This is a genomic window from Priestia sp. JSM ZJ58 (assembly GCF_044383985.1).
Lineage (GTDB): Bacteria > Bacillota > Bacilli > Bacillales > Bacillaceae_H > Priestia > Priestia zanthoxyli.
On sequence record NZ_JBISEM010000001.1, the window covers coordinates 2,695,931 to 2,709,691 of the forward strand.

Consider the following 13,761-nt stretch of genomic DNA (forward strand, 5'->3'; position numbering starts at 1 on the left):
CTCCCCTTTCTTACTGAGCTACCGCTTCTTGTTGTTTTGCCGATGCTTTCTTTTCTTGTTTTGCATTTTCCTCAAACGCACTCATAGCTGCTTCTTCTTCCGTTAACCCAGCTGCTTTTTGCTCTTCAATGCGATTCATCATGCGTTTATAATCATTCGGAATCACTTTTACAAATTTCGAAAGCGATTCTTCCCAATTTTCTAATACAAATGCTGCTTTATGACTGTCAGTATATTTTAGGTGATTTGCAATCATCTCTTTTACTTCTTCTGCTTCTTCGCCTTTTAAGCTCTCAAACCCAATCATGTCTTTATTACAAAGGTTTTTGAATGCTTCTTGATCATCAGCAAATACGTAAGCAATACCGCCAGACATTCCCGCACCGAAGTTTTTACCTACATCACCTAATACGACAACGCGTCCGCCAGTCATATATTCACAGCCATGATCGCCAATTCCTTCAACCACTACGTTCACACCGCTGTTACGAACCGCAAAACGTTCTCCTGCTAGCCCGCTAACATAAGCTTCACCGCTTGTTGCACCGTAAAATGCCACGTTCCCGACGATAACATTTTCACCTGACACAGCTGTTGTTTCCTTAGGTGGAGCAACGATGATTTTACCTCCTGATAACCCTTTTCCGATATAATCATTTGCATCTCCAGTTAGATACATAGACATTCCTTTTGGAACAAATGCACCAAAACTTTGTCCTGCAGAGCCAGTGAATCGAAGAGTAATCGTATCTTCTGGCAGACCTTTCTCACCGTAACGTTTTGTAACTTCACTTCCTACAATTGTTCCAGCTACACGGTTAATATTAGAAATTGGCAGTTCTAACTCGACTTGATACTTATGCTCGATTGCTTGCTGTACCGCTGGCAAGATTTTTTGCATATCAAGAGATTCGTCAATTTTATGGTTTTGAGGTGTTTTAAAAGTACGTACACCTTCAGCTTGATATAAAAGAGTTGTTAAGTCTAAGTGCTGCGCCTTCCAGTGATTTTTTGCACGTTCGCTAACGCTTAATACGTCTGTACGTCCAACCATTTCATCTACTGTTTTAAATCCAAGTTCAGCCATAATTTCGCGTACTTCTTGTGCAACAAATTTCATATAGTTAACGATGTGATCCGCTTCTCCTAGGAACTTTTTACGAAGCTCTGGGTTTTGCGTCGCCACTCCAACTGGACATGTATCTAAGTGACACGCACGCATCATGATACAGCCTAAAACAATTAAAGGCGCCGTAGCAAAACCAAACTCTTCTGCTCCTAAAAGTGCTGCCATGACTACATCTTTACCCGTCATTAATTTCCCGTCTGTTTCAAGCACTACCTTTTCGCGAAGACCGTTTAACATAAGCGTTTGATGAGCTTCCGCTAAGCCCAGTTCCCACGGTAGTCCCGTATGTTTAATACTTGTTTTTGGAGATGCTCCCGTACCTCCGTCGTAGCCGCTAATAACGATAACGTCCGCTACTCCTTTTGCTACTCCGGCAGCAATCGTTCCTACTCCTGCTTTTGAAACGAGTTTGACGCTGATTCGTGCATCACGGTTTATATTTTTTAAGTCATGAATAAGCTGTGCTAAATCTTCAATCGAGTAAATATCGTGGTGTGGAGGAGGTGAAATTAAGCCTACTCCTGGCGTTGATCCACGCACATCTGCTACCCATGGATATACTTTGTTTCCTGGAAGCTGACCGCCTTCTCCGGGTTTTGCACCTTGTGCCATTTTAATTTGAAGCTCATCCGCATTCACAAGGTAATGACTTTTCACTCCAAAACGGCCAGAAGCAATCTGTTTAATCGCACTGCGGCGATTATCTCCATTTTCATCCACAGTGTAGCGGCTAGGGTGCTCGCCACCTTCTCCACTGTTACTGCGTGCGCCTAAACGGTTCATCGCAATCGCTAATGTTTCATGAGCTTCTTGACTTAAAGATCCAAACGACATAGCACCTGATTTAAAACGTTTTACAATCGAATCAACTGATTCCACTTCATCAATGGAGATAGATGAACGCGTTCCATTAAACGAGAATAGGTTGCGCAAGAAACCGATGCGTTCTTCATTAGCCGATTCAGAGAATTTTTTAAATAAGCTGTAATCTCCCTTACGGCAAGCCCACTGCAGCGTGTGAATTGTTTTTGGATTAAACGCATGATGCTCGCCCGTGTGTCTCCACTGGAAGTCGCTTCCTGACTCTAACGTTTGCTCAATTGTTTCAACATAAGCATTGTCGTGACGCGTTTTCGCTTCTTTTGCAATAACATCTAAACCGATACCGCCAAGTTGCGAGGCAGTACCTGTAAAATATTGCTCGATAACCTCTGCACTGATTCCAACTGCTTCAAAAATTTGTGCGCCCCGATAACTTTGCACCGTTGAAATGCCCATTTTAGACATTACTTTTACAACACCTTCAGTAACGGCTTTTACATATTTCTCAACAGCATAGTCATACGATACGTTCAACGTACCTGCGTTAATTTCATTTTGATATGTTGCAAAAGTAAGATATGGATTAATTGCGTCTGCTCCGTAACCAATCAGTGCTGCAAAATGGTGCACTTCGCGCGCTTCTCCTGTTTCCACTACAATGCTCGCCTTTGTACGGTTTCCTTTTCGCACTAGGTGCTGGTGCAGCCCACTGACCGCTAATAAAGCTGGAATGGCTACAGAGTGAGCTCCCGCTTCACGGTCTGTCAGAACAAGAATGCTAGCGCCTGCGTTAATTGCCGCTTCAGCTTCAGCAAATACGCGATCAAGATCTTCTTTTAAATCATTTGTGAACACCGCAGAAATAACAGCACTTTTGAAATCTGGATGAATGGCAGACTTCAGCTGATGAGTTTGATTGTTTGTTAAAACCGGCGTCTCAAGCTGAATTCGATGAATGTTTTCTTTGGTTGGATGCAGTAAATTCCCTTCTGCACCAAGCAACGTCATTGTTGATGTAACCAACTGTTCACGAATAGCGTCAATCGGTGGGTTCGTTACTTGAGCAAACAGCTGCTTAAAGTAATTGAACAGCGATTGAGGACGATCAGACAACACGGCTAATGGAGTATCATTACCCATTGAACCAAGCGGATCTTTTCCTTCTGTAATAACTGGAACTAAATATTTATGAATATCTTCATACGTGTAGCCAAATGACTTCTGGCGAATGACCAAATCATCGAAGTATTCAGATTTTTCTTCCTGCACTTCTGGCAACGTTACCAGCTGTTCATCTAACCATTCTTGATAAGGCTCAGCCTGTGCCATTTCAGATTTAATTTCTTCATCTGAAATAATTCGGCCTTCTTCTAAATCGATTAGAAGCATTTTACCTGGGCTTAAACGATCTTTATATAACACATTTTCATCTTCAACATCAATGACGCCTACTTCTGATGAAAGTATGATGTAATCATCTTTTGTAACATAATAGCGAGCTGGACGTAAACCGTTACGGTCTAAAATAGCACCGATTTGCTTTCCATCCGTAAACGAAATAGCAGTCGGACCATCCCATGGCTCCATTAATGCGCTATGATACTCATAGAAAGCACGTTTTTCTTTTGACATGTGCGGATTCTCAGACCAAGGCTCTGGAATAAGCATCATCGCTGCATGGGCTGGCTTGCGGCCGGCCAATACAAAGAACTCTAGCGCATTATCTAACATGGATGAGTCGCTTCCTTCAGCATCTAAAATTGGAAGAACCTTCGGCAAATCCTTACCAAATGCGTCCGAAACAAACTGCTGTTCACGCGCTCTCATCCAGTTTTGATTACCGCGAAGCGTATTGATTTCACCGTTGTGAATTAAATAACGGTTTGGATGTGCTCTTTCCCAGCTTGGGAACGTGTTTGTGCTAAAGCGAGAATGCACTAAAGCAAACGCTGAAGTAAAGTCTTCATCTTGTAGGTCAAGATAAAAAGCATCCACTTGTTCAGGTGTTAACAACCCTTTGTACACAATTGTTCTGCTTGAAAGACTTGTAAAATAAAAACGGTTTTGACGTGCCTGCGCCCAATTTTCCGCTTGCTTACGAATAACATATAGCTTGCGCTCAAACGCTAAGTCATCTTGAATACTGTCATTTGCCCCAATAAATACTTGTCGTACGTATGGACAGCTTTCTTTTGCAACTTTTCCGATTTTTCCGACATTTACAGGCACAGTTCTCCAACCTAATAACGTTTGTCCCTCTTCTTCAATTAATTTATTAATATAAGCTTCAATTTCTCGACGCTCGTCTTCATTATTTGAGAAAAAGATCATTCCAACTCCATAACGACCGTTTTCTGGCAAGTTCAGTTCAACGCATGTCTTTTTAAAGAACGCGTGTGGAATTTGTACCATTAATCCAGCTCCATCTCCTGTTAGCGGATCACTTCCCTGTCCGCCTCGATGGTCAAGCTGGCAAAGCATGTTTAGTCCTTTTTTAACGATATCATGTGACGCTACGCCTTTCAATTGAGCGTATAGTCCGATTCCACATGCATCGTGCTCAAATTCAGGACGGTAGAGACCTTGAGCTTTTGGCATTTGATTGTATGTCATCTTCTTCTCCCCCGTTCGTTTTCTTTATCTTTTTAAGATCACCTGTTTACATTGTAAGTTTTCAAATCAATATAAACAATATATAATTTAGATAAAACCAATCTAATTTTGATATATATAGATGGAGGATGCTTATGGAACTGCGTCAATTACGCTATTTTATGGAAGTTGCAAAAAGAGAACACGTATCTGAGGCGGCAGAATATCTGCATGTAGCTCAATCAGCAATCAGCCGTCAAATTGCGAACCTGGAATCTGAGCTAGGTGTTAGTTTATTCAAACGTGAAGGAAGAAATGTCAAGTTAACAGCAATAGGAAAAGTCTTTCTTGAGCATACGGAGACGGCTATGAAAGCTATTGACTATGCGAAAGAACAAATTGATGAATACTTGGATCCCGAAAGAGGAACGATTAAAATCGGATTTCCAACAAGTCTTGCTAGTCACCTTCTTCCTACTATTATATCAGCCTTTAAAGAAGAACACCCAAATGTTGCTTTTCATCTTAGACAAGGTTCGTACAAATTTTTAATTGAATCGGTTAAAAAAAGAGATATCAATATCGCTTTTTTAGGCCCTGTACCTGTAGAAGATCAGAGTATTGAAGGGCATATTCTATTCACTGAAAATCTTTTAGCCCTTGTTCCTTCTCATCACCCGCTCGCTGAACGGGATAACATTCGGCTGCGGGATTTAAGAAATGAAGATTTTGTGCTATTTCCAAAAGGATTCATTTTACATAAAATGGCCTTTGACGCTTGCAAACAAGCAGGATTCATGCCCAATATTTCATCTGAAGGAGAAGATTTAGATGCGATTAAAGGTCTTGTATCTGCAGGAATTGGCGTGACGCTTCTTCCTGAAAGTACAGTGTCTGAAACGACTCCTCGTTTTACGACTAAACTTCCTATTCATACGCCGCAGCTTCAGCGGACAGTCGGAATGATTATTCCTAGAAATCGTGATTTAGCACCTTCTGATAAAATTTTTTATAAGTTTGTCAAAACCTTTTTTGAACGTTTGGAACAGTATAAATAAGAGAGGCCCCCTGCCTCTCCTATTCTTTGCTTTACACACTATTCCTCAGCTGATCAATTGTATAAATAGATCTTTTTCCCCTAAAGCTAACAGGCATTGACGCTTACCAGACTCTTTCTTATACTGAAGTAACTGACTAAAAAGAAACAAGGTGACTGCTATGGATTTTAAAATTAATTTTTTATCATTTTACGTAATACAAGTAGAAGGAAAAGAAGAACAGGCCTCTAAACAATATAAGCATTTTCAAACGCTTGATACGGAAGAATATGAAGAAAGTTCCATTAAAGATTTTTTAGACGGTGAATTTAAAAAAATTGTAAAGCGCAAAGTAGAGCGACACCCCAAAGCAGAACAAGTGCCTACAAAGCTCGGGTATTTTATAGTTGAACCGGGACACGCTCTCGACTCAAACCCTAATTATAATTTATTTCACCGCACTCGTTTTGCCACAACCAAAGAAGAATTTGAAGAAAACAGCGAACAGTTTATCAATGCGTACCTTGATACTGCAGCCGTTCGAGGAGGAGCATTTTTAGTGGTATCTGCTGTTCCAAGAAAATATTTTGATCATGCTTTTGTGTTTATTTTAAAATGTGACTTCGAACCAAAAGTGGCTTCAATTTCAGATGAATCAACCCTTATTCGTCACGTAGAAATGGCGATTACTACTAAAAACATGAAATCCATTCAATACCCATACATGCCTGAAGAAGGCATGGTGGAAGAAAGCGAACTCGTTATCCACCAAGCGTCTCACGCCCGTTATTTTGAAGACTTTTTGAAATTCATTGATTACAACGAGCCCATGCCTGAGATTATGAAAACACAAGTGATGGATATGGTGCGTGAACACGTCAGCGAAACGCTTGAAGCAGAAAGCGTAGAGCTTGAACAGTTTGAATCAGACATGGAACTGTGGGCAACAAGCGAAAAGCGTGAGCTTCAAGAACGTTTGGATACCCATCAAGTCATGGAAGCCGCTGCTCATATCGTCGAGCATACGCCTGATGCCGAGCTAAAAATGAAGCTTGGCGAAACCGAGATTAAAGGACTGTTAGCTGATTTTGGGGAGAATATTCACTTAGCGAAAGTGAACGGACGCTACGTGGCGTTAATTGAAGCGGAATCGATTCTGTTTGAAAAAGGCGCGTCTCCGATTGAGTTTCATAAGCCTGGTGATTTGCACGGGATTATTGAGAAGATTAACAGTAAGAAATGGGAAGAATAAATAAAAGGAAGAGAGCTGTGTATCTGCTCTCTTCCTTTTATTTAACTGAACTAGTAGCTCTATTTATCCACCTTAATTCTCTACTAATTGACTCACCGCAACATTTTGTTCATTTTCCGGCTGACCTAGCGGATAAATTCTTGCCGTATCATTTTCTTCGCTTACATGTTGAATATAAACGGCCGTATCGTTATACGTAACGTTAGCCATAACGGGTGAATCAGCAATTTGTTTTGCTCGCTGCTTGTCCACGTTTCTTCCCCCCTCTATGCTGATATACATATAAGGTTTGCTTAAAGAATGGATGATATTCGCCGTTTATAATCGTTCTAGCGCTTTTTAGCGGTGCGGTAGCCAAGGTAAAAGATGAAAGAAGTATAGATAATAAATGCAGCTCCAGCTAGCAAGATCATTTTGTGATGATGCCAAAGGTCTACGTATGTTTTGATGAAGACCCCTTTTGTAAGTAAAATATATTGATACACAATAAAACCAACCGCCAAAGCAAGAAACAGCACGCGAAACAAACGAATGAAATCAATGTTAGATAAAATGGAAGCAGCTTTTACCCAGGGCGATGTAGGAGGCGGAGCTTTTTTGGTGCTGCGGCTCTTCGGCTTTTGTTTCTTTGCAGGCGGAGCTTTTGATTCTTCTATTTTAGGTGCTGGTTTTTGTTTCCCTTGAGCCATCGGTCACTTTCCCTCTTTCTTAAATAAAGTGTCTAAAAAAGAAGCTTTTCTATTTTGCATATTCAAGAAAGGGTTTGCTATCTCCTTTTTCCTCTTAAAAATACTTTCCTTTTTTAAAATACAGAATGTCTTTAGGTATGTGCCTATAGCATTTTTCTTATCTTCGCATACGTTATATCGTGTTTGATTTGAAGTTACTATTTAAAAGGAGCGGTGCCCTAATGAACCCTTATTATTTCAACCCTGGATATATTCCTCAGCAAGTTGATTACTCAGTTCAACAATACTATCCCCCTTACGTACCACAGCATGAAGAATACGATGAAAGACAGCAGCTTCAAAATCTTGGAGGATTTGAACGAAGAATTCGTGCTCTTGAGAGACAAAATGAGGAGCAAGTCAGAGAAATTACTCGTTTAAATCGAATTGTGGAGCGACATACTGACCGTATAAACAGATTAAATCAGCGCTTACGCAATGTAGAAAGAAGACTTAACATTCCATTTACAGCAAGCCAGGACGGATTTTAAACTTACCTTAAGCATTCCCGTTTCTTTTGAGCGAGAATGCTTTTTACATATCTTCCGTCGTTTTTGATAGCACGAAGGATATTTGATTAAACTTTACATAAAATAAAATTCGACTATAAAAAAGAAAAGGAGAAAATCACATGAAATCCCCTGTTGTTATTTGTCCTAACTGTCATTCTCAAAAAGAGCTCGCTACCGTTTTAACTGCTCAGTCCAATCAAAACGTTATCTATATATGCTCAGCTTGCGGCTATAAGCTGACAAACATTAAAACAAGCAAAGGATAACCAGTATCTCTCCCCTCACTTAGTACCTATACTTAATACGTTCTTCTGTCCACATACAAAAATTAACGTTTACGTAAATGTTATTAATTTTGTATACTGATAGTATTATGGGAAAGGGAGTTGAAGAAGTTGAAGTTTAAAATGAAGGAACGCGGGCAGCTGCATTTGAGTCCGGAAGGAAAACAATTGATTTTAGACTTATACGAATCAAATATGATGGAATCTGTAAATGAAGCTTTGGATGCTGAAACAAGAAGCTTTCACAGCGGAAAAGCCGACGGGATACAGGCTATTCTACTTCTTTTAGGGGTACAGCTAGAAGAAAACTCTTCACAATCATAAATAAATTCCCTATAAAACACATAAAAGCAGACGCACTCTTCTGGTGAATGCGCCTGCTTTTTATGATTCTTCCTGCTCGAATTTTACAATTGCAGCCTTAGCACGATCTCTCAGTGACAGAAGGTCAGACTCTACTTTTAAGATGTTTTTCTTTTTCTGTTCAATCAGCTTGAGCTGCTCTTCTACCGTATGTAACACTCGCTCTAACTTTTCTTTTTGTTGACTTGTTCCTTTCACTTGCCTATAATCCATCTTTTGTATTTCAAGAGTATCACTTAAAGCAAGAAATTCCTGTAATTCTTGAAGTGAAAAACCCATGACTTCTTTGGCATTCGTAATTTTCTTTAAGAATTCTACGTGTTCTTCCGTGTACAGACGAAATCCACCTTCACTTCTTGGAGGTGCTGGCATCAGTCCAATTTGTTCATAATAACGAATCGTACGTTTTGTTAAACCGCTTTGCTTCGCTACATCATCTATTTTTAGTTCACTCATTTTTAAATCCCCTTTAATCAATTAACAATGTCAACTTTTCGTACTTTTTACTATTATACACTAACGCTAGATATCTCAAAACAAATCTGAACAGCTGTGCACTTATTTAAAAATAAATAAGCAATTTCTTCACCCTTTTTTAGAGTAAAAAAATTGCTTATACAGTATATGCTGGGTTCTTTTCTCTAAAACCTTATCATAAATGCCGTTTCTGTTAATTTACGATTTAGCATACAAATTAATAAATTTGTTTTTGAGACTTCTTATTTCTATCGACTAAATGTTTATTAACTTGTATGTAGCCTTCTCTTTCTGTACTAGCCCCGCCTGCGCTGAGTACACCGATAGCCACGCATGCTATCCAACCTAGTTTCATTATAACAGAAAGCGCTTACATAATAAAGTGTTATGCTTTAATTTCTAAAAAGTTATAAATAAAATCAGCAGGTCTTTTTCTAGCCCCTGCTGATTTGTTAAATAGAACGAGCGACGATACACCTTTATGAAATAGTAAATAAGTCGTCTTAATAAGCTACTTTATAAATCAAAAACCGTTCATATGGATTTTTACGATTCAACTCTGGCAGCATTACCTCTTCTTTTAAAATGAAAGAAGGGTGTTTTTCGAGATGATGAAGATAATCCTCTGAACTATAATACAAAATTAAATCAATCTCGCGCTTATTCTCTTCCCACGAAAGCAAAATATTGTTCACTACTTGGATAAAAATTTGAACTGAAAAAGGATTAAAAAAATAAAAGCAGTTGTCTAGTGGGTGAATCTTATATTCCTGGGCTAAACAACACTGAAAATAAATATGACTTTTTCGGCCCTTGGCTTTTTTTAAATAGCGCCTCTGATTATCTATGGCCTGCTCATAGAAGTGCTCATTCATTTCTATCCCTACAGCGGTGGCATTACATAGGTAGTTCACATAAAAATTCAGCCTTCCTTTCCCACACCCGAAGTCGACAATTCTATCGCTGCTTGTTAGCTCATACTGACTGAAAAGTGCTTCTAATGCACTATAAGGCGTGGGTTCATAACGATGGTAATGAAATGAATCATTAAATCCCTTTTGTTCTCCCGTTGTTTTTATATTTAATAAAGCGTCATAATATTGTTCATTCATGGCCAATCTCCTGTTTATAGTTGTCGAAAAAGAGAAAGAAGGACAGATGTCCTTCTTTCTCTTTTTACTCACTCTACTTTTACGCGCATTTCTGATATTTTAAGACCAATCTCTTCGATTAACTGCACAGCTTCCGCTCGTTTTTGATCATCTAATGTGCTGATTTCTGGTATGTCTATGCTTTTTAAATATCGATAAGAGGCTTTAAGTCGTTCTAGGGTATCTTCTTGGTCAAACTTTTTCATGATTATCTCCTCCAGTTTATGTAGTTACTATATGTATACCACAAACATGTCCGTAATAAATCTAACCTGTTTAATAAATACTAAACGTATCTGATTTATCTAAGAGGAAATGCACTTCTAATAGCTGATATATACTCAAAAAATTCCTGGGTTTTCGAATTTTTACGTTCATTTCTCGTGTTAGTTGAAAAAAAAGCTTCTCTTTGCCCTTTACTTATCTCAATTTGCACACCCATCCGCCTAGCTGTTTTATTGGTTATATTTCTAGGGCTGGTACCGGAAACAGGATCTTGATCTGATAAAATTTCTGTACTAAAGCCTTTAGAAACAAGCGCTTCATGTACTTTGGACCTTAACGCTTTGTCAGCACCGCCGATTTTAGTATGCTTTTCACTTTTGTCGTTGTATCCATGAAAAGATACTGCATAGTCTTCTTTTGATATAATCGTTAACGCATGAGGTTCATCAAAATGAGTGGATGTGATATGAAGATCGGCATTTCCTGATTTCTTTAACCCTTCAAATAAATAGTACGAGTATTCGTTGCCCGCTAGGCCAACAGCAAGTTCGGATGTTCCAGTTTCGATACCTCCGCCGTGTATCGCGAGCATAATAATGTTAGAAGGTCTGATTTCAAATTGAATTTTGTAGTCTTGGTTGTATACTTCATAAGAGGCAAGTTCAGAGAAGCTAGCATATTTATCTGGCATCATATATCCTCCTTGTGAATAAGACATAGTAAATAAACTTATTAGTTCTTTCTTTAATGTACCACATCTTTTCTTTCATCACATACTATGTGATTGCAATTACCAATAAATATGGTACGATTAAGTTCGAGTTTCTTGCTCGTTAAAAGTTCACCAGATAGTCAAAATTTTCGTTTTTAAGCATTCCATTTTTATCTTATAATAAAGGATGTACTTATTTTCAGTCGGAAATTCGACATTTTTCTTTGTTTTTTAAAAAAGTTCAAGGAATGTTAACAAATTTTACGAGCAACCTTGATGTAATTACGATATTTTTTTGTTAAAATAGTTTAGTTGATTAATAAAGATTAGGTTTATTCATGTAAGAATAAGCTCAAAAAGGAGAATTGCTGTGAAAAATACCGAAGTTATCACAAAGGAATCACTTCCTATCAATCAGTATTTTTCCCGGGAAGTAATCAGTGCTATTATAAAAACTGGGATTATTAAATCGAACTCACTAGGAATGGTTGCTGGGCTTTGTCTCGCAATTGCTGTTAATGACTTAAGCTTTGTGACACAAATTCCTATCATTATTTTGGCTTTAATTGGGACATCCTTTGTCGTAGGAGGAGCTGGGGCAGTTAATAACTTCTATGACCGTGATATCGATGCAATCATGAAACGTACAAAAGACAGACCGACGGTAACAGGAGCGGTCAACCCTAAATTTGCTCTATGGTTAGGACTGGCTTTATTTGTTATTGGTGTAGGTATTTTATTTTTAGTTTCTAACATGGCCGCCATTATGGGTATTTTAGGATTTTTCTTTTATGTAGTGCCTTATACTATGCTTACAAAACGTACAACCATTTATAATACCGAAGTCGGAAGTATTTCTGGAGCTATGCCTCCAATCATTGGCTGGGCCGCTATTTCACCAGACTTATTTCATCCGGTAGCAATTGGATTGTTTGTATTTATGTTTTTATGGCAGCCTCCTCACTTCTACGCTATTGCGATTAGAAGACTTGAGGAATATAAAGCCGCAGGTGTACCAATGCTTCCTGTAGTAAAAGGTATCCGTCGTTCCAAAGTCCAAACGCTTGTATACCTAGTTATTTTACTAGCGGCATCGTTCTTATTTTTATCGTTTAGTAAAATTATCGCATTTACAATGTTCGGTTTAACACTCGTGTGGATGCTTCTTGGAATTGTTGGATTTAAAAAATTAGAAGATACAAAATGGGCTACTTTAATGTTTGTGTTCTCATTGAACCATCTTACGATTATTTTTGCCCTTATGATTATACTGTCATTTTTTAAATAATAAATGCTCAAAAGCAGGTAGCTATCAGCTACCTGCTTTTATATTAGATACATCTTTTGCTTTAAGCGAAATCATTCCTCCGTATCTCGCCGAAACTGCTCCACCTAACGCGTTGGCAAACATTGTGTACTGCTTACATGACTCCTCACTTTCAGGCAAACCTTTTTCATGAATACACCAGAGAATTCCTGCCATAAATGCATCACCCGCTCCTGTTGTATCTATCGCCTGTACTTTCTTTGCACTCACATGAAGCATTTGATTTGCAGTAACGGCTACTGCGCCCTTTTCTCCTTGAGTGACCCATACGAACGGAATATGATACGCTCTCAGTTTTTCTAGGCTTTCTGCCAGATCTGTTGAATTCATCAAAAATAGGAGCTCATCTTGAGAGATTTTCAAAATATCTGTTTCGTACAAAAACGATGTTACAATATTTCTACATGCTGCTTCACTTTCCCATCTTTTCATTCGAATATTCGGATCAAAAGCTACCAGCATAAGATATTTTTTTGCGAGCCTCACAGCTTCTCTTGTAGTTTCCTGGGAAATCGGATGAAACAAAGTGCCTGATCCAAAATAAAAAATCGCTGCCTTCTCAAATAGAGCTTCCTGCAGCTCATATTTATACACTTGCTCATGAGGGGTAGAATCTATGTAGGAATGAAAGTAACGATCTCCTTCTTTACTTTTATGTACATACACTTCACAAACTTTTTTCGTCACCGAAGTTACACAGCCGCTTTGGTTTACTCCTTCAATTAAAAGCTTCTTTCTTACAAAATCACTTGTTTCATCACTCCCTAACTTGCAGATATAAGATGCTTTTGCTCCTAACTTCTGAACTCCAACTGCTACATTAACGGTTGTGCCTCCTAAAAAAGGGTCAAAGTCAGTGTTAGATTCATTTTTAGCGATAAAATCAATAAATGCCTCACCGTATGAAATAATTCCTTTTTTCACGTTAATCCCCACCTTCTTCCTTCTGTCTCGCAACGCATTTGACGCATACACACGCTTTCCCTCTGCTTTCCAAAGGAATTTGTTTAAACAAATCAGGAGTAAAAACTTTCTGCATGCACCAACACTTTTCTATTTCTCTGCCTTGTACAGAAGCACAGTTATTTTTCTCTTCGCAGATAGGACATCTGCTATCATCGCCTGAAAATGCCATAAATTCCTCTCCTTT

Annotated in this window: 15 protein-coding genes; 6 read left to right on the top strand and 9 right to left on the bottom strand. The window is 38.6% G+C overall.

Features of this window, described 5'->3' with window-relative positions; all coding sequences use genetic code 11:
- Positions 1-10: 10 nt before the first annotated feature.
- Positions 11-4,564 (bottom strand): glutamate synthase large subunit, encoded by a 4,554-nt coding sequence (gltB, locus tag ACH6EI_RS14235; protein WP_028413562.1) that lies wholly within the window; start codon positions 4,562-4,564, stop codon positions 11-13.
- A 134-nt stretch (positions 4,565-4,698) separates the two neighbouring features.
- Between gltB and gltC the strand changes: the two genes are divergently transcribed.
- Positions 4,699-5,601 carry a glutamate biosynthesis transcriptional regulator GltC gene (gene gltC / locus ACH6EI_RS14240; protein ID WP_013056801.1) on the top strand — a complete coding sequence of 301 codons (903 nt, stop codon included), beginning with the start codon at positions 4,699-4,701 and terminating at the stop codon, positions 5,599-5,601.
- Between the two features lie 160 nt (positions 5,602-5,761).
- The gene (locus ACH6EI_RS14245) at positions 5,762-6,832 is read left to right on the top strand and encodes a DUF3900 domain-containing protein (RefSeq protein ID WP_028413563.1); all 1,071 of its coding nucleotides are present in this window, start codon (positions 5,762-5,764) and stop codon (positions 6,830-6,832) included.
- A 72-nt stretch (positions 6,833-6,904) separates the two neighbouring features.
- On the opposite strand, the gene ACH6EI_RS14250 is transcribed toward ACH6EI_RS14245, so the two are convergent.
- A complete protein-coding gene (locus ACH6EI_RS14250; protein ID WP_028413564.1) occupies positions 6,905-7,084 on the bottom strand; it encodes a small acid-soluble spore protein H in 180 nt (59 codons plus the stop codon).
- Between the two features lie 77 nt (positions 7,085-7,161).
- Positions 7,162-7,521: a hypothetical protein gene (locus tag ACH6EI_RS14255; RefSeq protein WP_028413565.1), complete on the bottom strand. Its 360-nt coding sequence runs from the start codon at positions 7,519-7,521 to the stop codon at positions 7,162-7,164.
- Positions 7,522-7,742: 221 nt separating this feature from the next.
- On the opposite strand from ACH6EI_RS14255, the gene ACH6EI_RS14260 reads away from it, so the two are divergent.
- The 3 genes from ACH6EI_RS14260 (at position 7,743) to ACH6EI_RS14270 (ending at position 8,680) form a co-directional block, all read left to right on the top strand.
- Positions 7,743-8,051, top strand: a complete 309-nt coding sequence (locus ACH6EI_RS14260; RefSeq protein WP_028413566.1) for a hypothetical protein — start codon at positions 7,743-7,745, stop codon at positions 8,049-8,051.
- 140 nt (positions 8,052-8,191) lie between these two features.
- Positions 8,192-8,338: a hypothetical protein gene (locus ACH6EI_RS14265; RefSeq protein ID WP_098626789.1), complete on the top strand. Its 147-nt coding sequence runs from the start codon at positions 8,192-8,194 to the stop codon at positions 8,336-8,338.
- Between the two features lie 129 nt (positions 8,339-8,467).
- Entirely contained in the window at positions 8,468-8,680 is a 213-nt protein-coding gene (locus tag ACH6EI_RS14270; RefSeq protein WP_028413567.1) for a hypothetical protein, read from the top strand.
- 60 nt (positions 8,681-8,740) lie between these two features.
- Here the strand turns inward: ACH6EI_RS14270 and ACH6EI_RS14275 are convergent, their stop codons facing one another.
- The 4 genes from ACH6EI_RS14275 to ACH6EI_RS14290 form a co-directional block, all read right to left on the bottom strand.
- Complete coding sequence (locus ACH6EI_RS14275; RefSeq protein WP_028413568.1) at positions 8,741-9,175, bottom strand: MerR family transcriptional regulator; 435 nt, start codon at positions 9,173-9,175, stop codon at positions 8,741-8,743.
- Between the two features lie 524 nt (positions 9,176-9,699).
- A complete protein-coding gene (locus ACH6EI_RS14280) occupies positions 9,700-10,308 on the bottom strand; it encodes a methyltransferase (protein ID WP_028413569.1) in 609 nt (202 codons plus the stop codon).
- 68 nt (positions 10,309-10,376) lie between these two features.
- A complete protein-coding gene (locus ACH6EI_RS14285; protein WP_165573411.1) occupies positions 10,377-10,553 on the bottom strand; it encodes a hypothetical protein in 177 nt (58 codons plus the stop codon).
- A 95-nt stretch (positions 10,554-10,648) separates the two neighbouring features.
- Positions 10,649-11,263, bottom strand: a complete 615-nt coding sequence (locus ACH6EI_RS14290; RefSeq protein ID WP_397377503.1) for a poly-gamma-glutamate hydrolase family protein — start codon at positions 11,261-11,263, stop codon at positions 10,649-10,651.
- A gap of 391 nt (positions 11,264-11,654) precedes the next feature.
- Between ACH6EI_RS14290 and cyoE the strand changes: the two genes are divergently transcribed.
- On the top strand, positions 11,655-12,572 hold the full coding sequence (cyoE, locus tag ACH6EI_RS14295) for a heme o synthase (protein WP_013056789.1): 918 nt from the start codon (positions 11,655-11,657) through the stop codon (positions 12,570-12,572).
- Positions 12,573-12,596: 24 nt separating this feature from the next.
- Here cyoE and ACH6EI_RS14300 read toward each other — a convergent pair whose 3' ends face one another.
- Complete coding sequence (locus tag ACH6EI_RS14300; protein ID WP_028413571.1) at positions 12,597-13,535, bottom strand: carbohydrate kinase family protein; 939 nt, start codon at positions 13,533-13,535, stop codon at positions 12,597-12,599.
- 1 nt (position 13,536) lies between these two features.
- Positions 13,537-13,746, bottom strand: coding sequence for a cysteine-rich CWC family protein (locus tag ACH6EI_RS14305; protein ID WP_028413572.1), 210 nt, complete (start codon positions 13,744-13,746; stop codon positions 13,537-13,539).
- Positions 13,747-13,761 lie beyond the last annotated feature (15 nt).